Source organism: Rathayibacter sp. AY1B4, from assembly GCF_002932815.1.
GTDB lineage: Bacteria > Actinomycetota > Actinomycetes > Actinomycetales > Microbacteriaceae > Rathayibacter.
The window spans coordinates 62,145-83,575 of record NZ_PSWN01000006.1; the positions used below are offsets into that span (position 1 = coordinate 62,145).

Sequence of the window (21,431 nt, forward strand, 5' to 3'; positions counted from 1 at the left end):
GTGTTGTAACTAACCATGGAGCCTCGACGAGGCTGTGTCAAGAGGCGGGTGCCGCTCGGTCGGCGCGGGGAGGGCCGAGGCGCGCTTCGCGGGCGCTGTGATGGGGGCCGGTCGGCGCTTCGCGGGCGGCGGGGCCCGGCGGGTACACTGGCTCGGCCAGCCTCTGTAGCTCAATGGAAGAGCGACTCCGTCCTAAGGAGCAGGTTGGGGGTTCGAGTCCCTCCAGGGGCACCACGATCCGCAATCGGGATCAGTCCATCGGACGACCGCCGCTTTCGCTCCGTCTGACGCCACGGTCTGCCGCCCGCTCAGCACTCCGAGCTGTGCTGGTCGAGGCGCCGACGGTTCGAGTCCTCGATGGTCCTGCCCGGGTGGGGACTCCTCGGCGGCAGGGAGGCACGACCGAGGAGCTCCTTCGCGGGTTCGCGGCCGTCCTCGTCCTGAGTCTCTCCGTTCAGCGGAACGCGTTCGCGAAAAGCCGACTCGCGGGATTCAGCGCGCTGCTCGCGATAGCCGGTCGCATGGCGGCCGTCCGCAGGCGGTCGCTGTCGGAATTCGAGAACCCCTTCCTCGGCTGGATGTGGCGGGCCGTCCTCCGCCCGCGGTGCGTGCGCGAGCTCCTCGATCAGGCGAGGGCGGAGAGAACATCTTGGAGCGACGCCCACCGCCCGACCGCTCACGGCCTTCTGAGGGCGTCTCGCGGGCCTTCGCTCAGGCGGCGCCGCCATGATCGAGGCTGGTACTCGACGGAAGGTTCTCTGTGAGCATGTTCAAGCGCGTTCTCGGCATGGCGTCGAAGGCGCTCGATTCGAAGAGCGGCTCGGGGTCGTCCTCGAGCGGGACGACCGATTGGCGCGACATGGTGCGCTCCGCCGCCGACAAGGTGACGGGCGACTCGCGGAGCGGGCAGGCCCAGCCGCCCCAGCAGTACGGGTCGCCGCAGCGACCCTCCGCGCGACCCCAGGACGCCCGGCCCGGGCAGCAGCCGGTGGTCACGCAGGAGGACCGCGCAGCGATCGCGCGCTACGACTACCTCCTCCGCACCGCCGACCCGGAGCAGCTCGAGCAGGTGCACCGCGACGCGTTCGCGAAGCTGTCGCCGGCGCAGCGCGCCCAGGTCGAGGCGCGGCTCCGCGACGAGCTGCCCGCGAACGAGCAGCCTCGGTCCTCCGCACCGGACGACCTGGCGCGCGCGGCGACGCGCGGCGAGGCGAACGACCCGGGGTTCCTCAAGAAGATGTTCTCGAAGCCGGGGACCCGCGGCGCCCTCGCGGGTGCTGGCGTCGGAGCGGCGGCGGGCATCGGGCTCGGCGCGGCGGGCGGATTGCTCGCGGCGGTCGCGGGCGGCGCCGTGATCAGCAGCGTCGCCGGTCCGCTGCTCGCGCAGGCGTCCGGCCTCGGCGTGGACTTCGAGAACCTGGCCGGCGGGTTCGGCGATCTGGGCGACTTCGGCGACATCACGGGCGGCGCGGGAGAGTTCGTCTCCGGTGCGGGTGAGCACGTGTCCGGGCTGGGGGAGCAGGTGTCGGAGTTCGGCTCCGACTTCCAGCTGCCGGGGCTCGGCGACCTCGGGAACCTCTTCGACCGCTAGACGGACGGGACCGGAGCGCGCCTGCGGAGGAGCGGCGACGCGATCGCGAGTGCCGCGCCGACGACGAGCAGCACGGCCCCCACGATCGCGACGGCGGTCGTCGACCAGTCGGGGAGGTCGACCACCGTCGTGCCGTCGAGCAGCGTCCATTCGCAGGCCGCGCCCAGCGGCCACCACGACCAGAAGCCGCGGACCAGGTCGCCTGCCTCGGGCGGGACGCCACCCAGGCTGACGCTGCACACGTAGTCGAAGCCCTGACGGTCGATGTTCGCGTACTGCAGCGGCACGAGCGCGAGGGCCGCGAGTCCGGCGACGGCGAGGACGAGGCCGGCGAGCAGGGCGAGACGCGCGGCGGTCAGGCGCTTCCTCGCCGGCGTCGAGGCGGGGGCGGGCGGCGTCTCGGTCATCGTCCGATGGTGGCACGCGTTCGTGGGGAGCAGGCGTGTGCCCGGGATCGGCGCCGAACAGCGCGGAGGCACGGGGCGGATGCGTCGGAGCCGCTCCTCGACCGCAGGCGCCACGGACGTCGGCCGACACAGCGGCGACGGGGAGCCCTCGGCGTCGTACCCTCGACTGCATGGGGTTCGTCTTCTCGCTGGTGATCATCGTCCTGACCGTGCTCGCGCTGGTCGACGTCGTACGGCAGCCGGACAACGTCATCAAGAACCTGCCCAAGATCGTGTGGATCCTGCTGATCTTCTTCCTCCCGCTCATCGGCGTCTCGCTGTGGTTCCTGCTCGGGCACGACTGGAAGCGCGGCGACGGCGGATCCTTCGTGCCGGGCGGCCGAGTGCCCCGCCGCCGGAAGCAGGCGCCGCCGACGGTGGTGGTGCGGCCCGCTCCGAAGAGCACCGAGGAGCAGCTCGCCGACCTCGAGCGCGAGGAGGCGCACTACGCGCGGCTCGCGGAGGAGCAGCGTCGCCGCCGCGAGGGGGAGCGGCCGCTCGACGCGTGAGCGGCCGCTCCGGAGGCCGCTACTTCGAGAAGGTCGACGCCGTCCACTGGATCGAGGCGATCTTCGCCTGGCCCGCGACGCTCGGGTGGAAGTAGTCGGTGGTCCCGATCAGGCCCTTGGTGACGGGGGTCGCGGTGAGCGCTCCTCCGTCCCAGTCGCAGAGCTGACCGGCGGCGCTGCACGCCGTCTGCAGCGCGGTGTTGTACTGCGTCGTCCGCGTCTTCGCGGCAGCGGCGGAGGCCGCCGCGGCGGTGCTGCTGAGCCTGCGGCCGGTGGAGCTGACGCCGCGCGTGGTCCGGCAGAGGTCGCCGCCCGCCCAGACGAGCGCGCCGACTCCGGTCTTCACGACCGACCACTCGGAGGCCACGTTCGGCATCGACGAGAGGACGATGCGGGCGGAGGGCCACGTGGTGCGGATCTTCGTGATCGCGGCGGAGGCTCCGGTGCGGAACGTGCTCGCCGGGGTCATCGTGTAGCCGTCGGAGGCGACGCGGTTGTCGGGCGAGCAGAGGTCGTTGCCGCCGATGAGCAGGGTGACGACGTCCGGCCGCACGCCGGCGGCGACCGCGGCGTCGATCCGCGAGGGGACCTGCGCGACGACGTCGCCGGTGGTGGCGAAGTTCGCGGTCGTGACGGTGGTGCCGGGGAGCGCGGTCCGCAAGCGGGAGGCGAAGGAGTTCACCGAGGAGCTGGTGCCGGTGGACCAGTTGTTGCGGGGGCAGTCCGCGAAGGAGCCGCAGGTCCCGTAGGCCTGGGTGATGGAGTCGCCGAGGCTCAGCACCGAGAGGGTGGCGGGAGTGGCGGCGGCGGCGGCCTGCGCCGGGAGCAGCGCGGCGGCGAGGGCGAGCGCGGCTCCGACGGCGAGGGCGCGGACGCGGCGGCTCGGGGTCGGCGGGCGGGAGAGGGAGAGGCTCATGGGGGACCGTTCTCGAGGGGGAGGACGGTGGGGGAACCGTCGGTGCTGACGCTAGGGGAGCGGCGCCCCGGATGACCCCGAACGGGTGACCCCAGAACGGGCCGGATGTGCGCGACGGCAGCGGATCCGGTCGTCCGGCGGGCGGAACCGTCTGGAAGGCGAGCGTCCTCTCAGCCGCCTGCCACCGGCACGATCCGCAGCCGGCTCATCGCCCAGACCAGCGCCCCCGACGCGAGGAACGCGACCGCGATCACGACGACGAACACCGACACCTGCCCGTACCCGGTCGCGGGATCCAGGAACGGATAGGGCACCCAGCCGTCCGTCGCTCCGCGGATCAGCACCACGACGAGCCAGACGATCGGGTAGACCACGACCAGCCAGAGCCTGCGCCACGGCAGCGGAGGGCGATCCGCGAGCAGCAGCCAGTCGAGCAGTCCGTAGACGGGGAACAGCACATGCATGACGGTGTTGGCCCACGGCAGCGCCACTCCGCCCGCCACATCGGTGAGGAGGGTGTTGTAGACGAGGCCGACGACGATGATGTACCCGGTGAAGGCACCCCGCACCAGTAGGAGCCCGCCGGGCGCGGGACGGCGGCGGAGCGCGAGCACGGCGGTGGCTCCGAGCACGACGGCCAGCACGATGTTGCTCTGGATGGTGAAGAAGCCGAAGAAGTTGAACGGGTTCAGCGGCGTCCGAGAGGCGGTGTCGACGGCCGTCGCGATCACGGCCACCAGAACGGCGGCGGCCACGAGGAGGCGGAGGAGCGCGACCGGCACGCGGGCCGACTCCGCCCGGGAGGAGGGAGCGGGCGGCGTCATCGCTCGAGCGTAGCGCCGGAGCGCCTACCCTGTCCCCGTGCTCACGATCGGTGTCGACCTCGCTGCGGAGCCGGTGCGCACCGCTCTCGCCGCCCTCGAGTTCTCCGGCGGCCGGGCCGTCGTCCGCTCGCTCGTACTCGGCGCCGAGGACGCGACGATCGTCGAGGCGTCACGGGACGCGGCGGTCATCGGGATCGACTGCGCGTTCGGCTGGCCGGTGGAGTTCGCGGCGTTCGTCTCCGCGCACACGCGACGGGAGGTCTCGCCGCGGACGCTCGCGGGACGCGACTGGCGCCGCCGCCTCGCGTACCGCGAGACGGACCGGGTGGCGCGCGAGGTCACCGGCCGCTGGCCGCTCAGCGTCTCGACCGACCGGCTCGGGATGACCGCGATGCGCTGCGCGGAGCTGCTCGACGCCTTCGCCGCGAGCGGGGAGGACGTCGACCGCTCCGGGCGCGGACGGCTCGTCGAGGCGTACCCGGCGGCGGCGCTGCGGCTCTGGGGAGTGGACACCACGGGGTACAAGACGCGACCGGAGGCCGTGGCGCTCGCCGCGGAGTCGTTGCGACGGGCCGCACCCTGGCTCGATGTGCCGGCGCCCGCGCTCGCGCTGATGAGCCGCTCCGACGACGCGTTCGACGCCGTCGTCGCCGCTCTCAACGCCCGCGCCCACGCCCTGGGCGCGACCCTGCCGGTGCCTCCCGAACTGCAGGAAGCGGCGGAGGCCGAGGGGTGGATCGCGGTCCCGACCGGATCGCTCGCGGAGCTCGCGGGCTGATCCGAACCGTTCCGACGGGTGTTCGCTCAGGCCGGGATCTTGGCCCCCAGCAGGCCGGCGGCGACCTCGGCGGCCCGCTCGGCCTCCTCGACGGTCGAGAAGGGTCCGGTGGGGACGAGGGAGGGCGCGGTGGTCAGTCGGGCGTCGATCTCGAGTCGGAACCGGGGCAGCTCCGCCCCGGGAACGACGACGATCCTGACTCCGTTCCGGCTCCATCGCGCGGGTTGGATAGAAGAAATCTGTGTCATGGTGCTCTCCGCTTTCGCGATCATCCGCACGGGTGGCTGACGCCTCGACCGTGCACGCTTCACGCTACGTCCGGTGCCCGTCTCTCCGAACGGGCTTGACCTCTCAGGCTCGTCGGGCGTAGCGGGTCACTGCAGTCGGTCGAGGGTGTCGCTGATCCGCCGCAGGCACTCGATGAGGACCGACACCTGCGCGGAGTCCAGGTCGGCGAGCACCTCGCCCTCAGCGGCGACGAGATTCCGCATCGCCTCGTCGACCCGCTTCGTGCCCCGGGGGGTGAGCGAGACGATCTTGCTGCGCGAGTCGGCGGCGTTCTGCTCGCGGACCACGAGCCCGCGGGCCCCGAGGCGGTCGACGCGGCTGGCGAGGTTGCCGCTGGACAACGCGAGGTGCGTGGCCAGGGCAGAGGGCGTCATCCCGCCCTCCCCGCGCTGCCGCAGCAGCGAGAGGAGCTCGAACTCCCACGGGGCGAGATCGCTGACGGCGAAGGACTGCCGCCGCACCTCCTGCACGCGCGGGCTGAGCCGGCGGAGGCGGGAGACGACGTCCAGAGGCGCGAAATCGAGGTCGGGCAGTGCCCCGGCCCACGCGTCGATCACCAGATCGACATCGTCGTCTTCGCGCATGCCCCGATTATCCCCGCACGGCGCGGGCGCCGACGACGGGTGGTCCGGGGAGGCGGGCGGGCCTAGCCTGTGCGGACGACGGGCGAGCCGGTCAGGCGCGGGCGGCCCGGACGTAGGCGACGATCGCGTTGGCGTGGCCGTGGCCCAGGCCGTGCTCGGTCTTCAGCCAGGTGACGACCTGCATGTGCGGCTCGGAGCGCAGACGCTCGTCGGCGAGGTCGAGCCAGTCCTGGACGGGACGGCCGTAGGTCTTCTCGATGCTCGGGAAGTACGAGGCCGGTCCCTTCGGCTTCGCGCCGTCGGCGGGCGGTTCGGGAGCGAGCACGCGGTCGGTCATGCGGTCACGATAGCGAGCCGCGGTCAGGTCGTGTAGGCCGAGGGGTCGAACCGGCCGAGCTCCTCGCGGAAGGCGAAGGCGAAGTCGGGCCAGAGCAGCGTGAGTCGCCGGTTGTCGTCCAGGTACCAGCTCTCGCAGCCGCCGTTGGTCCAGACGGTGTCGGCGCTGAGGGCGTCGAGGCGGGCGACGGAGGCGGCCTCGGCCTCGGCGGTGACCTCGAGCCGGTCGGCGCCGGAGACCGCGAGGTGGTCGAGCGCGGCGAGCACGTAGGCGATCTGCGTCTCGATCATGTGCACCGCGGAGTTGTGGCCGAGGCTCGCGTTGGGGCCGTTGACGACGAAGAGGCTCGGGAAGCCGTGGACCGCGGTCGACTCGTACGCGACCATGCCGTCGGCCCAGCGGTCGGCGAGGAGGACGCCGCCGCGGCCGCGGATGCGCCGGGCGAAGGGCGGCCGCGTGGAGTGGAAGCCGGTCGCGAAGACGAGCACGTCGACCCTGTGCGGGACGCCGTCGTCGCCGAGCGCGGCGCCCTCCTCGAGGCGCCGGAGCGGACCGGGGACGACGCGGACGTGCGGCTGCGCGAGAGCGGGGTAGTAGTCGTCCGAGAGGAGCACGCGCTTGCAGCCGATCTCGTAGTCCGGAGTCAGCACGGCGCGGAGCGCGGGATCGATGATCTGCGCCTCGAGGTGGCCGAGCGCCTCCGCCCGCAGCCGGTCGATGGCCTCGGGCACGGCGACGCGGCCGGCGAAGCCGAGCTCGGCGCGCCAGAACAGCTCCTCGCGGAGCCTCGCTAGGGCCCCGGGCGCGCGGGAGAGGGCTCGGCGCTCCTCCGGCGGGTACGGGCGGTTCCGGCGGGGGACGACGTACGGGGCCGAGCGCTGGAAGAGCACCACCTCGGCGGCGCGCTCGGCGAGGTGCGGCACGATCTGCACGGCGGAGGCTCCCGAGCCGACGATGCCGATGCGCTTCCCGTCGAGATCGACGTCGTCCCGCCAGCGTGCGGAGTGGAAGGCGGGACCCGCGAACGAATCCAGGCCCGGGACGGCCGGGAGGCGGGGCTCGGAGAGGCGCCCCGCGCAGACGAGGAGGACCGCGGCGGAGTAGTCGCCCCGGGAGGTGCGCACCCGCCAGCGGTGCGCCTCCTCGTCGAAGACCGCCTCGAGCACCTCGGTCCCCAGCCGGAGCCGCGGCGCCAGGCCCTCCTTCTCGACGACGCGCTCGAGGTAGGCCTGGATCTCGGCCCCGGGGGCGTAGAACGCCGACCAGTCGGCCTCCGGGGCGAAGGAGTAGGAGTAGAGGTGCGAGGGGATGTCGCAGGAGACCCCGGGGTAGACGTTGTCCCGCCAGGTCCCGCCGATCCGCTCGGCGCGCTCCAGCACGACGAACGAGGTCCCGCCGCGGCGCTCCAGGCGGACCGCGGCTCCGAGGCCGGCGAACCCGGCGCCGATCACGACGACGTCGACGTCCATCAGACCGTCGTCCTCGCCAGGACGCTGCCCGCCGGGTCGCGGTGCGGATCGGCGAGGAAGTGCTCGAGGACGGCGAGGAGCTCGGCGGGCCGCTCGGCGAGCACCGCGTGACCGGAGTCGAGGACGGCGTAGCGGGCGTCGTCGATCGCGCCGAGCAGGGCCTCGGCGCCCTCGACTCCTGCGACGGCATCGGCGGAGCAGCCGACCACGAGGGCGGGAACCCGGCAGTCCATAGCGGCCGCAGCGACGTCGGCCCGTGCGGAGGCGGCGAGCATCCTGGCGGCGTCGGCGCCCCACGGGGAGGAGGCGGTGGCCGAGCGGACGGCGAGGAGCCGAGCGGCCTCCTCCTGCGCGTCGGGCGGCAGCATCGGCCAGAGGCGCGCCGTGCGGAGGAGGCGCTCCGTCGGGCGCAGCCATCCGGCCACGAGGGCGAGGGCGCGCACCCGCCGATCGCCCGCGGCGAGGGCCACGGCGGCTCCGAGCGAGTGGCCGATCAGGACGGCCTCCTCGGCGCCGAGCGCGTCCAGGGAGGCGCGGACCGCGGCGGGTCCGTCGCGCCAGGGGTCGCCGAGATCGGCGAGCTCGAGCGCGGCGACGCGGTGGCGCCGCGCCAGCATCGGCAGCAGCAGCCCGGTGTCGCTCCGCGCGCCCCGGCCGACGCCGGTCAGCAGCAGGACCGCGCGCGGGCTCTCGGCGCCCGCGGTCAGGAGCCGCACGGTGGCGCTGTCCGACTCGATCCGCTCCTCCCGGACCAGATCGGCCTGGCGCCGCAGGTACTCGGAGCGGGTCATGACGCCCGGCGGGTCCCGTGGACCGGGAGGCGCATCCGCTGCGGACCCGCCGCTGCGACGGGCTCCGCCCGCAGCGCCCTCTCCGGCGCGACCACGCCGTACGTCGTGGTGCGCTGGCGCCAGCCGCGGCCGATCTCGCCGCTCAGCCGGGCGACGGTCGCGATGTCGAGCGAGCGGTAGGCCTCCGCTCCGGCCTCGGGCCGCAGGGCGCCGTCGAGCAGCAGGCCGCCGAGGTCGTCCGCCCCGCCGCGGAGGAGGACCTGCGCCGCGTGCAGTCCGAGCTTGGTCCAGGCGGTCTGCACGTGGGCGATCCGGCCGTGGAGGACGAGCCGTGCGACGGCGTGCACGGCGCGGGTCTCGCGGAGGGTCGGCCCGCCCCGGCTCGCGCGCACCACGGCGGGAGGCGCCTCCGCCGGGACGAAGGGCATCGCGATGAACTCGGTGAAGCCGCCCGTCTCGTCCTGGATCGCCGCGAGCGTGCGCAGGTGCGCGAGCTGCTGCTCGGGGGTCTCGACGTGTCCGTAGACCATGGTCGAGGTGGAGCGGAGGCCGCTGCGGTGCGCGGCCGTGATCGCCTCCCGCCACTCGGCCACGGTCGGGTCCGTCCCCTCGCTCAGGACGGCGCGGACGTCGTCGTCGAGGATGCGGGCGGCGGTCCCCGGGACGGAGTCCACGCCGGCCTCGCGCAGAGCGTCGAGCATCTCGGGCAGGGTTCGGGCCGTGCGCCGGGCGACCTCGAGGATCTCGCCGGGCCGGTAGGCGTGCAGGTGCAGCGAGGGCTGCCGCTGCTTCAGCGTGCGGACGATCAGCAGCAGATCGTCGCCCGGGTGCTCCGGTCCGATCGCGCCCTGGAGGCAGAGCTCGGTGGCGCCGAGCGCGACCGCCTCGTCGGCGAGCTCCTCCAGCCGCTCGACGGTCAGCCCGCCGGCTCCCCAGAGGGAGGTGTCGATGTTGCGGTTGACGACAACCGAGACCTCGTCGCCGGCGGCGTCGTGCCGCAGGTCGTCCGCCAGAGCGGAGAGGGCGTCGAGGTCGTCGCCGTCGGCTGCGAGCAGGGCGAGGTAGTCGGCGTCCTCGAGACCGGCGGGGTCGGTCTCCGCCCGGGCGAGCACGGCGCCGAGGGCGGGCGCGACCGGTCGGGGCAGGGCGTCGAGCGAGTCGCGGTAGGGCCGGGGGAGGACCGCTGCCGCCTCGTCGGCGAGCCAGGTCCCGCGGTCGGCGAGCGCCTCGACGTAGGGAGCGACACGCGGATCGATCCAGGTGGCCGAGTCGCGGAGGTACTGCGGGTGGGCGGTCAGCCGCTCGTGCAGCCGGTAGCCGGCCGCCGCGGTGAGCCGCGCGAGGTCGTCGATGTTCGGCCAGGGGCGCTCCGGATTCACGTGATCCGCCGTGAGCGGGCTGACACCGCCCCAGTCGTCGACCCCGGCGCGCAGCAGCAGCCCGAGCTCCTGCTCGTCGGTGAGGTTCGGCGGCGCTTGGATCGTCGCCTCGGCGCCCAGCACGAGGCGCGCGACCGCGACGTTGGCCACGTACTCCTGCAGCTCGAGGTCGACCTCGTTCTGCATGGCCGTCCGCGGCTTCGCGCGGAAGTTCTGAACGATGCACTCCTGCACGTGGCCCCACCGCTCGTGGGACTCGCGGATCGCGAAGAGGGCGTCCGCCCGCTCCGCCGCGTTCTCGCCGATGCCCAGCAGCACGCCGGTGGTGAAGGGGATGCGGCTGCGTCCCGCGTCCTCGAGCACGCGCAGGCGCAGCGCCGGGTCCTTGTCCGGGGAGCCGTAGTGCACACCGCCCTTCTCGGACCAGAGGCGCTCGGCGGTCGTCTCGAGCATCATGCCCATCGAGGGCGCGACCGGGCGGAGCCGCTGCAGCTCGGCCCACGACATCACGCCGGGGTTCAGGTGCGTGACAATGCCCGTCTCGCTCATCACCAGGACGGCCATCGCGCGCACGTACTCGAGCGTCGAGGCGTAGCCGTGCTCGGCGAGCCAGGCGCGGGCGATCGGCCACCGGTCCTCCGGGCGGTCGCCGAGCGTGAACAGGGCCTCCTTGCAGCCGAGCGCGGCACCGGCGCGGGCGACCTCGAGGATCTCCTCCGGCTCCATGAAGGTCGACTCGCGCTTGGCCGCGAGCCCGCCCGGTGTCTCCACGAAGACGCAGTAGTGGCACCGGTCGCGGCAGAGCTTGGTCAGCGGGACGAAGACCTTCCGCGAGTAGGTGACGACGCCGGGCCGTCCGCGGCGGGCGAGTCCGTCGTCGCGCAGGCGGCCGGCGGCCTCCAGCAGCAGGTCGAGGTCGTCGCCGCGCGCGCCGAGGAGCTCCTCGGCGGTCTCGCGCGTCAGCGCCTCGCCGCGGTCGAGCCGGGCGAGCAGGGTGGCCGTGGTCATGCGGGAGCGGCCCTTCCGAAGGGGGTCGTGGCGGAGGCGGGAGGTCAGAGCGCGCGCAGCCGCGGCGCGAGGTCGCGCTCGAAGGCGTCGAAGAAGCGCTGCTGGTCGTCGCCCGGGGCGTGGAAGACCAGGTGGGTGAAGCCCGCGTCGACGTAGGGCTTGATCTGCGCGACCGTCTCCTCGGGGTCGGAGCCGACGATCCAGCGCTTCGCGACCTGCTCGATCGGCAGCTCGTCGGCGGCGCGCTCCATGTCGACCGGATCGGTCAGCGAGTGCTTCTGCTCCGGCGACAGCGAGAGCGGCGCCCAGAAGCGCGTGTTCTCGAGCGCGAGCGCCGGATCGGGATCGTAGGAGAGCTTGATCTCGATCATGCGGTCGATGGTCGAGGAGTCGCGATCGGCCGCCGCGGCGCCCTCCTCGACGGCGGGGAGCAGCTTCTCGGTGTAGAGCTCCATGCCCTTGCCCGACGTGCAGATGAAGCCGTCGCCCGCCCGGCCGGCGTACTTGGCGACGACGGGGCCGCCCGCCGCGATGTAGACCGGCACGCCGCTCTCGGGCTTGTCGTAGATCGACGCCTCGTGCGTGGAGTAGTACTCGCCGTCGAAGGTGACGCGGTCGCCCGCCCACAGCGCGCGCATCAGCCGCACGGCCTCGCGCAGGCGGGCGAAGCGCTCCTTGAAGTCGGGCCAGGTCTGCTCGCCCGCGCCCTGATAGCCGGTGGCGACCTCGTTCAGCGCCTCGCCGGTGCCGACGCCGAGCATGATCCGCTCGGGGTAGAGCACGCCGAGCGTGCCGAACGCCTGGGCGATGACGGCGGGGTTGTAGCGGTAGTGCGGGGTCATCACGGAGGTGCCGAGGGTGATGGTGGCGGTGCGCTCACCGGCCGCGGCGAGCCAGGCGAGGGAGAACGGCGCGTGCCCGCCCGTGTGCCGCCACGGCTGGAAGTGGTCCGAGACGACCGCGGTCTCGAAGCCGTGCCGCTCGGCGCCGACCGCGAGCTCGACGAGCTCCCGGGCGCCGAACTGCTCCGCCGATGCCTTGTACCCGAGCGTGATCGTCATCTGCAGCCTTCGTGAGAGGTGGGACGGCTCCCGGAGCGGGAGCGGCCCCTCCATTCTGCGCCTGCCGCGGCGCCCGGCGGGACGGGTGGACGCACCCGGGGGAGGCGTGCCCCGATCCCGCGCTGGGGAGGAGCGTCAGGCCGGCGGAGCGGCGATGTTCACCATCCAGCCGACGCCGTAGCGGTCGACCAGCATCCCGAAGCGGTCGCCCCAGGGCGAGGCGACCAGCGGCTCGACGACCGTGCCGCCCTCGGCCAGGCCGTCCCAGTAGCCGCTCAGCTCGGCGTCGTCGTCGCCGAAGAGCGCGATCGTGATGCGGGCGCCGCTCTCGGCCGGGCTCGAGGAGGGGGAGTCGGAGCCCATCAGGATCATCCCGCTCGGCGTGACGAGCTGGGCGTGCATGATCCGGTCCTGGTCGGCCGGATCCGCGCTCATCCCGAAGTCGCCGAAACGGCTGGAGCTGAGCTCGCCGCCGAGGACGTCCCGGTAGAACTCCATCGCCTCCTGCGCGGAGCCGTCGAAGCCGATGTAGGGGCTCAGTGAAGTGGGCACGGCACGCCTTTCCGTCGAGGTGCGCCCAGTATCTCCGCGTCCCGACGCGAGCACCAGGGGCGTCCTGCAGAAGGTCCGCCCCCGGTCCTCAGAGCTCGTCGCGGGTGGGCGGGTTCGCGCCGGAGCGGGAGGTCGTGATGCCGGCGACGTGCGCGGCGTGGCGGCCGATCGCGTGCAGGGCGGGGCCGTCGAGCAGCATCCCGTTCGCGGCGCCGAGGCCCTGGCGGAACGCCTCGTCGAGGATCGCGCCCATCGCGGAGTCGCCGGCGCCGATCGTGTCCGCCACCACGATCCGGGCGGCGGGCACGGTCACCCGCGTGACGGCCGAGGCCAGCAGCAGTCCCTCCGCGCCGCGGGTGACGACCGCGAGCTGCGACCCGAGGGAGAGCAGCCTGCTGAGGACCTCGTCGAGCTGCATCGTCGGGTAGAGCCACTCCGCGTCCTCGTCGCTGAGCTTCACGACCTCGCACGCGGCGGCGATCCGCTCGAAGCGCGCGAGCGCCTCGGCGTGCGCGCCGACCAGAGCCGGACGGATGTTCGCGTCGACGCTCGCCGTCACTCCGGCGGGCAGAGCCTCGAGGAGCCCGAGCACGGCGGATCCGCCCGGCTCGAGGAAGATCGCGATGGAGCCGGTGTGGACGTGGGAGGCGCCCTCCGGGTCCGCCGCCGGCGGGTTCCAGGAGAGGTCGAAGACGTAGCGGGCCGACCCGTCCGCGGCGAGGACCGCCCGAGCGGTGCTGGTGCGCTCCGAGTCGCCGTGCCGGACCTCCACTCCGGAGGCCTCGAGGTGGGCGCTGATGCGGCGGCCGCGCTCGTCGTCGGCGATGTCGGTGACGAGGGTCGCGGGTCGCCCGAGTCGGGCGAGCGTGAGGGCGACGTTGGCCGGGGAGCCGCCGACGTGCTCCGTGGCGCTGCCGTCGCGCTCGACGATGTCGATCAGCGCCTCGCCGATGACCAGGGTGCGGGAAGCCGGGCTGACGCGCTCGTCGGTGGAGGACATGCCGACATCATGCCGGGTGACGGGGTCTCCCCGCGACGCGCGGGGCCGACCGGCGGAAGCGGCTCGCGTCCCGCCCGCGGTCTCAGCCCCGGTCGCGCAGGTCCGCCAGCACCGCGTCCACGGTCGTGATCTCGATCAGCGGCGCGTACAGGGACATGGCGTCGAGCGCGCGCTGGTGGTCGGCCTCGGAGGCGCCCGCGCAGGCGTCCGCGGCGACCCTGACCCGCACTCCGGCGTCCGCGGCCGCCAGCGCCGTCGAGAGCACGCAGCAGTCGGTCGAGACGCCGGTGAGCACGAGCTCGCGGGAGTCGTCGAGCTCGGCCTCGAGCTCGGGCCCCCACTTGCCGAAGGTCGTGGCGGTGATCGTGCGATGGCCCTCGAACCCGGCCACGAGCTCGTAGAGCCGGTCGCTCTCGGGGACGAGCGCGAACGGCCATTCGCGGTAGTAGGGGATCCACGCGCCGGCGGGCCGCTCCGGGGCGACGAAGCGGGTGGTCACGACCCGCTCGCCGAACGCCGGGAGGAGCCGGCGGGTCCCCTCGGCCGCGCGCTCGAATCCGCCGGATCCCCACGGCGACTCGGCGTCGGCGAAGACGTGCTGCAGGTCGATCGCGACGAGCAGGCTCACGCCGAGGCCTCCTGGCGGCGGACGGCCCCGCGCGAGAGCGCGAGCGTCCCTGCGAAGCCGATCACGAGCGCCACGAGGACGCCGAGATTGGCGCCGGCCCAGTCGCCTCCTCGGCCGCCGAGCGGGCCGAGGAGGTAGCCCTCCCACTCGAACCCGGGGGAGTAGTTGACCACCAGGCCCCAGCCGACGACCGCGCCGATCAGCACGAGGGCCACGGGGACCGCCGAGACGCTGCCGTAGCGGCCGCGGGAGTCGTACAGAGCCTCCTGGTCGTAGTCGCGCCGACGGAGGAGGAGGTCCGCGAGGAAGACGCCGAGCCAGGCCGCGATCGGCACGCCGAGGGTGATCAGGAAGCCCTGGAACGGGCCGAGGAAGTCGCCCGCGACGAACACGACGTAGACCGCTCCGAGGACCATCAGCACGCCGTCGATCCCGGCGGCCACCGGCCGCGAGACCTTGAGCCCCGTGCTGAGCAGCGCCAGGCCCGAGGAGTAGATGTCCATCACGGCCCCGCCGATCAGGCCGAGCAGCGCGACGACGATGAAGGGGAGCAGGAACCAGGTCGGCAGGATCCCGGCGAGCGCTCCGATCGGGTCCGCGGCGATCGCGTCCGAGAGCTCCTGCGAGGAGCCGGCCAGCAGCAGGCCGACGACCACCAGCACGACGGGCGCGACCGCTCCGCCGATCGTCGTCCACGCGATCACTCCGCTCGTGCGGGCACCGCGGGGGAGGTAGCGGGAGTAGTCGGCCGCGGCGTTCACCCAGCCCAGCCCGAAGCCGGTCATCATGAACACGAGCCCGCCGATGACCGCGGCGGCCGAGCCCGCGGGCAGGGCGCCGACGGCGGCGAGGTCGATCCGGTCGAGGACGAGCACGACGTAGACCACGGTCAGCACGGCGGTCGCGACGGTGATCGCGAGCTGGAGCCGCATGATCAGGCGGAAGCCCGCGATCCCGGCGATCACGATGAGCGCGGCGACCACGATCAGCGCGACCACCTTGGTGAGCACGCCCCCGTCCCAGCCGAACTCCTCGAACACCGTCGCCGTCGCGAGCACCGCGAGGGAGGCCAGCACCGTCTCCCAGCCCACCGTGAGCAGCCAGGAGATCACCGAGACGAGGCGGTTGCCGTCGACCCCGAAGGCCGCCCGGCTGAGCACCATCGTCGGGGCGGAGCCGCGCTTGCCGGCGACGGCGACCAGACCGCAGAAGAGGAACGAGACGACGATCCCGATCACGCTGACGAGCGTCGCCTGCCCGAAGGAGAGGCCGAAGCCGAGGAGGAAGGAGCCGTAGCTCAGCCCGAGCACGGACACGTTCGCGGCGAACCACGGCCAGAACAGGTCGCGAGGGCGGCCGTGCCGCTCCGACTCCTGGATCGTGTCGAGGCCGTTGAGCTCGATGCCGCTTGCGGGGCGGGTGCTCGGACGATCGGGGGAGGTCATCGCGTCCTCGTTCTCACGGGTGCCGGCCCTGCGCCGGAGCTGTGACGAACCTACAGCGCCCCGCGCTCGAACAGCAGCCGGAGCGATTCGAGGTCGTCCGCGACCCGCGCGCAGTCCTCGTCCCAGTCGTCGAGGCTCATCCCGGGGCGCCGCCGCACGGTGAAGGCCACCTCGGCGCCGTTCCCGTTCACGAGCACCCGGAGCGGATTGTCCACCACCGTCCCGTCGGGGAGCGTGACCTCGTGGTCCGCGACGCCGAACGGGTTCTGCGGGGCGAAGCGCACCTCGACCCGGCCCATCGGCGAGTCGGCGAACCAGCGTCCGTCGACCTGCTCGAGCGCGGAGGAGGCGAGGCCCGCGGCCCACCGCGGGAGGTTCGCCGGGTCGGAGACGAAGGCGTACACCTCCGCGGCCGGAGCCTCGATCACGACGCCCACGGGGCGCGATTCGTACAGGGTCATCCGCTCGTCCTTCCTCTGCAGCCGGTCAGTGCTCGTCGCCGAAGCTGGCGACCAGCAGCGCGGCGAGCGCCGTCCGCTCCAGCATGCCCTCGATGCCGATCGCCTCGCTGCGCGCGTGCGCCCCCTCGCCCGGGGCGCCGAGCCCGTCGAGGACCGGCAGGCCCAGCGCGGCGACGAGGTTGCCGTCGCTCGCCCCGCCGACCGCGATCTCGCGGAGGGGGACGTCGATCCGCTTCGCGACCCGCTCGGCCCTGCGGTAGAGCGCGGCGACGGAGGCGGTCCGCTCGAAGACGGGCCGCTCCCAGGAGCCGCGCACCTCCAGCCGGATGCGCGGGTCGGCGGCGGCGAGCGCGTCGAGCTCGGCCTCGACGCGCGCGGCCTCGGCGGATCCGCGGATCCGCGCCTCCAGCTCCAGGCGCACGCGGGCCGTCGTCACGTTGACCCGCGAGCCGCCGGAGACCACTCCGATGTTGACCGAGGTGCCCTCCTCCTCCCGCGCGATCGCCAGCACCCGCGGGATCAGCGAGCCGAGCTCGTGGATCGCGCTCGCCCCCTTCTCCGGCTCGACCCCGGCGTGCGCCTCGACCCCGACCACGTCGATCACGAAGCGCCCGATGCCCTTGCGCGCCGTCTTGACCGCGTCGCCGATCGCGCCCTCGAACACCAGGACCGCGTCGGCGCCCGCGCACTGCCGCTCCAGGAACGGGCGGGAGGCGGCGCTGCCGATCTCCTCGTCCCCGCTCATCACCAGGCGGACGGCCGGATGCGGGACGCCGGCGTGGCGGAGCGCGGCCACCAGCCACACCATCTGCACCAGCCCGGCCTTCATGTCGTAGCTGCCCGGTCCGCTCAGGCGGTCGCCGTCGACGGCGAAGGGCCAGGAGCGGGTCGTGCCCAGGGGCCACACCGTGTCGTAGTGGCCGAGCAGCGCCACGAACGGACGCGTGCCGCGGTGCGGTCTCGCGCCGCCGCTCGCCGGGACGGTCCAGCTGGTCGCGGTCGGCGCGTCCTGCGCACGCTGGTGCTGCACGTCGGCGTCGTGCCCGAGCCGCTCTCCCACCCAGTGCACCAGGAAGGCGTGCAGCTCGCCGAGCGCCTCGAGGGAGTCGCTGGGGCTCTCGATCATCACGAGGTGCCGGACGTCGTCGAGCATCCGCGAGCGGTTGTCGCGGAGGAAGGAGCGCACGCGGGCGGCGTCGTCGGCATCGGGGAAGGTCATCGACTCCGGAGTACCAGAGTGCGGCCGCTCGCGCGAACCGGCTGAACCGTTCGGGCCCCCGTTACGTTGGTGCAGGAAGAGGTGGAGATGTCCGAGGATCAGGCCCAGATGCTGCGTGCGCTGCACGACGAGCACGCCAGCGCGCTCTGGCGGTTCGTGCTGCGCCTGACCGGCGACCGCCAGATGGCGGAGGACGTCGTGCAGGAGGCGCTGCTGCGCGCCTGGAAGCACCCCGAGATCCTCGCCCAGGGCGAGGCCGCCGCCCGCTCCTGGCTCTACACCGTGGCCCGGAACCTCGTCATCGACGACCGCCGCAGCGCCCGCTACGCCCGGGAGCTGGGCACGGACGAGGTCCCCGAGCGCCCGACCGCCGACCGCACCGACCAGGTGCTCGACGCCTGGCTGCTCTCGGACGCGCTCAGCGGACTGAGCCACGACCACCGCGCGGTCATCGTGCACGCCTACTACGGCGGCCGCACGGTCACCGAGATCGCCGCGCTGCTGGGGATCGCCCCGGGCACCGTCAAGTCGCGGATGCACTACGGGATGCGGGCCCTCAAGCTCGCACTGCAGGAGCGGGGGGTGACGGAGCTGTGAGCCGCGACCCCTCCTCCGACGACCGGCATGACGACCCCTTCCGCGACTGGGACGCCGCGTACCTCCTCGGATCCCTGACCGCTGCCGACCGCCGCGAGTACGAGCTGCACCTGCGCGCCTGCCCCGGCTGCCGCGAGTCCCTCGCCGAGTTCGTCCCGCTGCCGGGCCTGCTGGCCCACCTGCCCCAGGACGAGGCGATGCGCCTGGTCGAGGAGCCGGAGGCGGCCGGCGATCCGGCTCCGGCGGCACTGCTGACCCGCCTCGCCGCGGCCACCGACTCCGTCCGCCGCCGCACCCGGCTGCGCATCGCGGGCCTGGTGCTCGCCGCCGCGGGCGTCTCGGCCGCCGCCGCCGTCGCCCTGCCGCTCGCGATCGGTCCGTCCCTCGCCCCTGTCGAGACCGTCGGCTCGACCGTCTCGCTCGCCGCGGCTCCGGGCGTCCCCGTCGAGGCCTCCGTGCGATTCGTGCCGCAGCAGTGGGGCACGCGGATCGACATGGACTGCAGCTGGGCCGACACGGCCGAGCAGTACGCGGGCTCGGCCGGATACGTCCTCTACGTCACGGACACCTCGGGCGGCACCGAGGCCGTCGGATCGTGGACGAGCGCGCCGGGGACGACGATGGAGCCCAGCCTCGCCACCGGGCTCCCGCTCTCCGAGATCGCCTCGGTCGAGGTGCGGCTGCAGGGATCGGACACCGTCGTGCTCACCGGCCGCCCCTGAGCGGGCCGCCGGATTCCCAGGTGCGCGCTCCGCGGACTGAGTAGCTTCTCAGTCATGACGATCGCGACCCTCGCCCTCGCCCCCGCCTCCGTGGCGACCGCCTCCTCCTCCGACAGCATCGACGAGCTCTCCGGACTCGTCGGCGTCGCCGCGCGGGTGATCGCCGCGCTCGGAGAGGCGGGCGTCGGCCTGCTGACGCTGATCGAGACGGTGTTCCCGCCGATCCCGAGCGAGCTCGTGCTGCCGCTGGCCGGCTTCCTCGCCCAGCAGGGCCGGATGAACCTGGTGCTGGTCGTGATCACGGCGACCCTCGGCGCCTACCTCGGCGGCCTGATCCTCTACGCGCTCGGCCACCGCATCGGCACGGAGCGCTCGATCCGCCTGCTCTCCAAGCTCCCGCTGGTCGACCGCGAGGACTTCGAGAAGGCGGTCGGCTGGTTCCGCCGGCACGGCACCTGGGCGGTCCTCTTCGGTCGCCTCATCCCGGGCGTGCGCAGCCTCATCTCGCTCCCCGCGGGGGCCGAGCGGATGAACCTGCTGCTGTTCTCGGGACTGACGATCCTCGGCTCCGGCGTCTGGAACGGCCTGCTGATCGGCCTCGGCGCAGCCCTGGGTACGCAGTACGAGCTCGTCGACCAGTATGCGGGCGTGCTCGACGCGATCATCTACAGCGCGTTCGGCGTGCTGCTGCTCGCGCTCGTGGTGCGCCGCGTGCGGCGGCACCGTGCCGCGGCGCGCACCGGATCGCGCCACTGACCTGCGTCCACGGGCGGGCGGGCGCAAGGCCCCGCGCCACCCCGCCCCGGTGCCCTAACGTTCGAGGGGTCCGCACTCCCCGACGCGAAGGAACGCCATGTCCGAGACCGCCGCGCCCACGATGTCCCGCACCTCCGTCGAGCGCTGGTGGATCATCGCCGTCTCGCTGATCGCGATCGTGCTCGGCGTCATCGCCGTCCTGATCCCCGGTCCGACGCTGCTGACCGTCGCCATCGTCTTCGGCATCCACCTGATCGCCGCGGGCGTCTTCCGCCTTCTGCTGGCCTTCACCGCCTCGCGGCTCGATGCCCGGGTGCGCTGGCTCGCGGGCCTGCTCGGCGCCCTGATCCTGGTCGCAGGCATCCTGTGCCTGTCGAACCCGTTCGAGTCGCTGAGCGTCCTGGGCCTCGTGATCGGCGCGGGCTGGATCCTCGACGGCGTCTCGAGCATCACCAGCGGCCGCACCGTCGCCGGCCCCGCGTGGCTGCCGATCGCGGCAGGGATCGCCTCGGTCATCGCGGGCGTCCTGACGATCATCATGCCCGTGCTGGCGCTGGCCTCCTTCGTCACGGTCGCGGCCATCCTGCTGATCGTCGTGGGCGTCTCGGGCCTGCTCCTGCTCCCGGGCCGCACGAAGCGCCCCGAGGGCGCCGAGGCGTAGACCGCGCGGATGGCCGATCCCGATCTCGTCCCCGAGCTGCTCGTCGCCGACCTCGACCGGAGCCTGGGGTTCTGGTGCGGTCCCTGCGGGTTCCGGATCCACTACGCCCGGCCCGAGGAGGGCTTCGCGTACCCGGTCCTCGGCTCCGCGCACGTGATGCTCGAAGAGGCGGGGCGGGGCCGCAACTGGATCGCGGCACCGCTGGAGCGCCCGTTCGGCCGGGGGATGAACCTGCAGCTGCACGTCGACGACGCCGACCGGACGGCAGCGGCGCTCGCCGAGGCCGGGACGCCGCTGTTCTCGCCGCTCGAGACCCGCTGGTACCGGGTCGGAGCGGAGGAGGCGGGCGTCCGTCAGCTGGTGGTGGCCGATCCCGACGGGTACCTGCTGCGGTTCCAGTCGTCGCTCGGACGCCGACCGGCCCGAGCGGACGTCCCCGTCGCTCCCTGACCGGCCGACCGCGCCACCATCCGCTCGGCTCAGGACGTCATGCCAGCGAGTGACGACCGTGACACTGCGCGGCTGGTTGCCTCGGAGACATGACGCAGCACCCCGCCACCGCGACCCTCCCGCAGGTCCCGCCCGCCGCCCTCACCGAGCCCGCTATTGAGCAGGCCGCCTCGGCGGAGCACGAGCCCCTCGTCCGTCCGGCGGACCTGGTGTCGGCGCTCACGGGCGTCGCGCTCTGCTTCTTCTCCCTCTTCGTCTACGCCATCGCGCACTGGCAGTACTTCGGCGCGGACGTCGACGAGGTGAGCGTCCTCGGCTGGCTCGCGCCGCTGATCGCCGGCGTCGCCTGCCTGCTGTCGGCCGTCGTGTCCGTCGGGGTCCGCGCCTCCGGGCGCCGCGCCGAGCGGACCGCGGCATGATCCCCGTCCTCGCCGGGCCCGGCCTCGAGGCCGCGGAGCAGCTCCTCGTCCGCGCCGGATGCCTCCGCCCCGAGCACTCGTGGGCGGCCGGTGCCGCCACGGAGGCCGCGCCGCGGATCGACTTCGCCGTCCTCGCCGAGCAGGCGTGCCTCCTCGACCTCTCGGAGGAGGCGGTCGCGCGCATCGCCGTGTCGCTCGCCACCGGCCGCCCCGTCGATCTGCGGAGCGCCTTCGGGCATCTCACGCGCGACCACGCCCGGCTCGTCATGACCGCGGTCGCCGCGGCCGCCGGGCACGACCGCGTGAGCAGCCGGATCCGCGTGGTCGGTGACGAGCGCCGGGTCGAGACGGCGCCGCCCCTGGCCGTCTGGCCCTCCTGAGCCCCGCCCGCCCCGATCGGGCGGGCGCGCTCGCCGATCCGACCCGGCGCTCCGCGTGCCTCCGATGCTCCGGCCCGGTGAGCCGTTCGGAGGTGCCGTGCCGCCGACCCGCGTCGCTACGGCCTTTCGGAGGTGCCCGGTTTAGGGTGTCCGTGTGCAA

At 73.7% G+C, this 21,431-nt stretch carries 26 protein-coding genes and 1 tRNA gene; 11 read left to right on the plus strand and 16 right to left on the minus strand.

What is annotated here, in order from left to right; translation table 11 throughout:
• Window positions 1–159: 159 nt before the first annotated feature.
• Both C5D66_RS05680 and C5D66_RS05690 read left to right on the plus strand, forming a co-directional pair.
• Window positions 160–234 (plus strand) — tRNA-Arg (locus C5D66_RS05680).
• Window positions 235–766: 532 nt separating this feature from the next.
• Window positions 767–1,591: a hypothetical protein gene (locus C5D66_RS05690; protein ID WP_258061223.1), complete on the plus strand. Its 825-nt coding sequence runs from the start codon at window positions 767–769 to the stop codon at window positions 1,589–1,591.
• Here C5D66_RS05690 and C5D66_RS05695 read toward each other — a convergent pair.
• On the minus strand, window positions 1,588–1,998 hold the full coding sequence (locus C5D66_RS05695) for a hypothetical protein (protein WP_104255427.1): 411 nt from the start codon (window positions 1,996–1,998) through the stop codon (window positions 1,588–1,590). The genes C5D66_RS05690 and C5D66_RS05695 overlap by 4 nt on opposite strands.
• A gap of 170 nt (window positions 1,999–2,168) precedes the next feature.
• On the opposite strand from C5D66_RS05695, the gene C5D66_RS05700 reads away from it, so the two are divergent.
• The gene (locus C5D66_RS05700; protein WP_104255426.1) at window positions 2,169–2,546 is read left to right on the plus strand and encodes a PLD nuclease N-terminal domain-containing protein; all 378 of its coding nucleotides are present in this window, start codon (window positions 2,169–2,171) and stop codon (window positions 2,544–2,546) included.
• Window positions 2,547–2,565: 19 nt separating this feature from the next.
• Here the strand turns inward: C5D66_RS05700 and C5D66_RS05705 are convergent, their stop codons facing one another.
• Entirely contained in the window at window positions 2,566–3,462 is an 897-nt protein-coding gene (locus tag C5D66_RS05705) for a GDSL-type esterase/lipase family protein (protein ID WP_104255425.1), read from the minus strand.
• Between the two features lie 170 nt (window positions 3,463–3,632).
• Window positions 3,633–4,286: a Pr6Pr family membrane protein gene (locus C5D66_RS05710; protein ID WP_104246723.1), complete on the minus strand. Its 654-nt coding sequence runs from the start codon at window positions 4,284–4,286 to the stop codon at window positions 3,633–3,635.
• 37 nt (window positions 4,287–4,323) lie between these two features.
• Between C5D66_RS05710 and C5D66_RS05715 the strand changes: the two genes are divergently transcribed.
• Window positions 4,324–5,064, plus strand: a complete 741-nt coding sequence (locus C5D66_RS05715; protein ID WP_104246722.1) for a DUF429 domain-containing protein — start codon at window positions 4,324–4,326, stop codon at window positions 5,062–5,064.
• 26 nt (window positions 5,065–5,090) lie between these two features.
• On the opposite strand, the gene C5D66_RS05720 is transcribed toward C5D66_RS05715, so the two are convergent.
• The 13 genes from C5D66_RS05720 to C5D66_RS05780 all read right to left on the minus strand — a co-directional run bounded on the left by C5D66_RS05720 (window position 5,091) and on the right by C5D66_RS05780 (window position 17,286).
• Window positions 5,091–5,312: a hypothetical protein gene (locus tag C5D66_RS05720; RefSeq protein WP_146076606.1), complete on the minus strand. Its 222-nt coding sequence runs from the start codon at window positions 5,310–5,312 to the stop codon at window positions 5,091–5,093.
• A gap of 126 nt (window positions 5,313–5,438) precedes the next feature.
• The gene (locus C5D66_RS05725) at window positions 5,439–5,936 is read right to left on the minus strand and encodes a MarR family winged helix-turn-helix transcriptional regulator (protein ID WP_104255424.1); all 498 of its coding nucleotides are present in this window, start codon (window positions 5,934–5,936) and stop codon (window positions 5,439–5,441) included.
• A 91-nt stretch (window positions 5,937–6,027) separates the two neighbouring features.
• Entirely contained in the window at window positions 6,028–6,273 is a 246-nt protein-coding gene (locus C5D66_RS05730) for a DUF4287 domain-containing protein (protein ID WP_104225060.1), read from the minus strand.
• 23 nt (window positions 6,274–6,296) lie between these two features.
• Window positions 6,297–7,742 carry an NAD(P)/FAD-dependent oxidoreductase gene (locus C5D66_RS05735; protein ID WP_104225061.1) on the minus strand — a complete coding sequence of 482 codons (1,446 nt, stop codon included), beginning with the start codon at window positions 7,740–7,742 and terminating at the stop codon, window positions 6,297–6,299.
• On the minus strand, window positions 7,742–8,533 hold the full coding sequence (locus C5D66_RS05740) for an alpha/beta fold hydrolase (protein ID WP_104255423.1): 792 nt from the start codon (window positions 8,531–8,533) through the stop codon (window positions 7,742–7,744). The genes C5D66_RS05735 and C5D66_RS05740 overlap by 1 nt, the downstream gene beginning before the upstream one ends.
• Window positions 8,530–10,920 carry a 7,8-didemethyl-8-hydroxy-5-deazariboflavin synthase CofG gene (cofG, locus tag C5D66_RS05745; protein ID WP_104255422.1) on the minus strand — a complete coding sequence of 797 codons (2,391 nt, stop codon included), beginning with the start codon at window positions 10,918–10,920 and terminating at the stop codon, window positions 8,530–8,532. The genes C5D66_RS05740 and cofG overlap by 4 nt, the downstream gene beginning before the upstream one ends.
• 44 nt (window positions 10,921–10,964) lie before the next feature.
• The gene (gene fgd / locus C5D66_RS05750) at window positions 10,965–11,981 is read right to left on the minus strand and encodes a glucose-6-phosphate dehydrogenase (coenzyme-F420) (protein WP_181028715.1); all 1,017 of its coding nucleotides are present in this window, start codon (window positions 11,979–11,981) and stop codon (window positions 10,965–10,967) included.
• Between the two features lie 135 nt (window positions 11,982–12,116).
• Window positions 12,117–12,533, minus strand: a complete 417-nt coding sequence (locus tag C5D66_RS05755; RefSeq protein WP_104246718.1) for a VOC family protein — start codon at window positions 12,531–12,533, stop codon at window positions 12,117–12,119.
• An 88-nt stretch (window positions 12,534–12,621) separates the two neighbouring features.
• Entirely contained in the window at window positions 12,622–13,533 is a 912-nt protein-coding gene (locus C5D66_RS05760; protein ID WP_104225065.1) for a carbohydrate kinase, read from the minus strand.
• A gap of 82 nt (window positions 13,534–13,615) precedes the next feature.
• Window positions 13,616–14,161, minus strand: coding sequence for a cysteine hydrolase family protein (locus tag C5D66_RS05765; RefSeq protein ID WP_104255421.1), 546 nt, complete (start codon window positions 14,159–14,161; stop codon window positions 13,616–13,618).
• On the minus strand, window positions 14,158–15,606 hold the full coding sequence (locus tag C5D66_RS05770; protein ID WP_104255420.1) for a cytosine permease: 1,449 nt from the start codon (window positions 15,604–15,606) through the stop codon (window positions 14,158–14,160). Before C5D66_RS05770 ends, C5D66_RS05765 begins: the two co-directional genes overlap by 4 nt.
• A 50-nt stretch (window positions 15,607–15,656) precedes the next feature.
• Window positions 15,657–16,067: an SRPBCC family protein gene (locus C5D66_RS05775; RefSeq protein ID WP_104225068.1), complete on the minus strand. Its 411-nt coding sequence runs from the start codon at window positions 16,065–16,067 to the stop codon at window positions 15,657–15,659.
• Between the two features lie 25 nt (window positions 16,068–16,092).
• The gene (locus C5D66_RS05780; protein WP_104238334.1) at window positions 16,093–17,286 is read right to left on the minus strand and encodes a M20/M25/M40 family metallo-hydrolase; all 1,194 of its coding nucleotides are present in this window, start codon (window positions 17,284–17,286) and stop codon (window positions 16,093–16,095) included.
• Window positions 17,287–17,373: 87 nt separating this feature from the next.
• Here C5D66_RS05780 and C5D66_RS05785 point away from each other — a divergent pair, with 87 nt between their 5' ends.
• From C5D66_RS05785 to C5D66_RS05815, 7 genes are all read left to right on the plus strand, one after another.
• On the plus strand, window positions 17,374–17,883 hold the full coding sequence (locus tag C5D66_RS05785) for a sigma-70 family RNA polymerase sigma factor (RefSeq protein ID WP_104225070.1): 510 nt from the start codon (window positions 17,374–17,376) through the stop codon (window positions 17,881–17,883).
• The gene (locus C5D66_RS05790) at window positions 17,880–18,605 is read left to right on the plus strand and encodes an anti-sigma factor (RefSeq protein ID WP_104225071.1); all 726 of its coding nucleotides are present in this window, start codon (window positions 17,880–17,882) and stop codon (window positions 18,603–18,605) included. The genes C5D66_RS05785 and C5D66_RS05790 overlap by 4 nt, the downstream gene beginning before the upstream one ends.
• Window positions 18,606–18,659: 54 nt before the next feature.
• Window positions 18,660–19,361 carry a DedA family protein gene (locus C5D66_RS05795; RefSeq protein WP_104225072.1) on the plus strand — a complete coding sequence of 234 codons (702 nt, stop codon included), beginning with the start codon at window positions 18,660–18,662 and terminating at the stop codon, window positions 19,359–19,361.
• 97 nt (window positions 19,362–19,458) lie between these two features.
• A complete protein-coding gene (locus tag C5D66_RS05800) occupies window positions 19,459–20,022 on the plus strand; it encodes an HdeD family acid-resistance protein (protein ID WP_104232862.1) in 564 nt (187 codons plus the stop codon).
• Between the two features lie 9 nt (window positions 20,023–20,031).
• On the plus strand, window positions 20,032–20,472 hold the full coding sequence (locus C5D66_RS05805) for a VOC family protein (RefSeq protein WP_104255419.1): 441 nt from the start codon (window positions 20,032–20,034) through the stop codon (window positions 20,470–20,472).
• A gap of 89 nt (window positions 20,473–20,561) precedes the next feature.
• A complete protein-coding gene (locus C5D66_RS05810) occupies window positions 20,562–20,891 on the plus strand; it encodes a hypothetical protein (RefSeq protein ID WP_104255418.1) in 330 nt (109 codons plus the stop codon).
• The gene (locus C5D66_RS05815) at window positions 20,888–21,271 is read left to right on the plus strand and encodes a hypothetical protein (protein ID WP_104255417.1); all 384 of its coding nucleotides are present in this window, start codon (window positions 20,888–20,890) and stop codon (window positions 21,269–21,271) included. The genes C5D66_RS05810 and C5D66_RS05815 overlap by 4 nt, the downstream gene beginning before the upstream one ends.
• Window positions 21,272–21,431 lie beyond the last annotated feature (160 nt).

Bases quoted from the DNA above. Each gene is read 5' to 3' on its own strand.
- C5D66_RS05690 (WP_258061223.1), top strand. From the start codon at position 767: ATGTTCAAGCGCGTTCTCGGCATGGCGTCGAAGGCGCTCGATTCGAAG.
- C5D66_RS05695 (WP_104255427.1), bottom strand. From the start codon at position 1,998: ATGACCGAGACGCCGCCCGCCCCCGCCTCGACGCCGGCGAGGAAGCGC.
- C5D66_RS05700 (WP_104255426.1), top strand. From the start codon at position 2,169: ATGGGGTTCGTCTTCTCGCTGGTGATCATCGTCCTGACCGTGCTCGCG.
- C5D66_RS05705 (WP_104255425.1), bottom strand. From the start codon at position 3,462: ATGAGCCTCTCCCTCTCCCGCCCGCCGACCCCGAGCCGCCGCGTCCGC.
- C5D66_RS05710 (WP_104246723.1), bottom strand. From the start codon at position 4,286: ATGACGCCGCCCGCTCCCTCCTCCCGGGCGGAGTCGGCCCGCGTGCCG.
- C5D66_RS05720 (WP_146076606.1), bottom strand. From the start codon at position 5,312: ATGACACAGATTTCTTCTATCCAACCCGCGCGATGGAGCCGGAACGGA.
- C5D66_RS05725 (WP_104255424.1), bottom strand. From the start codon at position 5,936: ATGCGCGAAGACGACGATGTCGATCTGGTGATCGACGCGTGGGCCGGG.
- C5D66_RS05730 (WP_104225060.1), bottom strand. From the start codon at position 6,273: ATGACCGACCGCGTGCTCGCTCCCGAACCGCCCGCCGACGGCGCGAAG.
- C5D66_RS05735 (WP_104225061.1), bottom strand. From the start codon at position 7,742: ATGGACGTCGACGTCGTCGTGATCGGCGCCGGGTTCGCCGGCCTCGGA.
- C5D66_RS05740 (WP_104255423.1), bottom strand. From the start codon at position 8,533: ATGACCCGCTCCGAGTACCTGCGGCGCCAGGCCGATCTGGTCCGGGAG.
- cofG (WP_104255422.1), bottom strand. From the start codon at position 10,920: ATGACCACGGCCACCCTGCTCGCCCGGCTCGACCGCGGCGAGGCGCTG.
- fgd (WP_181028715.1), bottom strand. From the start codon at position 11,981: ATGACGATCACGCTCGGGTACAAGGCATCGGCGGAGCAGTTCGGCGCC.
- C5D66_RS05760 (WP_104225065.1), bottom strand. From the start codon at position 13,533: ATGTCCTCCACCGACGAGCGCGTCAGCCCGGCTTCCCGCACCCTGGTC.
- C5D66_RS05770 (WP_104255420.1), bottom strand. From the start codon at position 15,606: ATGACCTCCCCCGATCGTCCGAGCACCCGCCCCGCAAGCGGCATCGAG.
- C5D66_RS05775 (WP_104225068.1), bottom strand. From the start codon at position 16,067: ATGACCCTGTACGAATCGCGCCCCGTGGGCGTCGTGATCGAGGCTCCG.
- C5D66_RS05780 (WP_104238334.1), bottom strand. From the start codon at position 17,286: ATGACCTTCCCCGATGCCGACGACGCCGCCCGCGTGCGCTCCTTCCTC.
- C5D66_RS05785 (WP_104225070.1), top strand. From the start codon at position 17,374: ATGTCCGAGGATCAGGCCCAGATGCTGCGTGCGCTGCACGACGAGCAC.
- C5D66_RS05795 (WP_104225072.1), top strand. From the start codon at position 18,660: ATGACGATCGCGACCCTCGCCCTCGCCCCCGCCTCCGTGGCGACCGCC.
- C5D66_RS05800 (WP_104232862.1), top strand. From the start codon at position 19,459: ATGTCCGAGACCGCCGCGCCCACGATGTCCCGCACCTCCGTCGAGCGC.
- C5D66_RS05805 (WP_104255419.1), top strand. From the start codon at position 20,032: ATGGCCGATCCCGATCTCGTCCCCGAGCTGCTCGTCGCCGACCTCGAC.
- C5D66_RS05810 (WP_104255418.1), top strand. From the start codon at position 20,562: ATGACGCAGCACCCCGCCACCGCGACCCTCCCGCAGGTCCCGCCCGCC.
- C5D66_RS05815 (WP_104255417.1), top strand. From the start codon at position 20,888: ATGATCCCCGTCCTCGCCGGGCCCGGCCTCGAGGCCGCGGAGCAGCTC.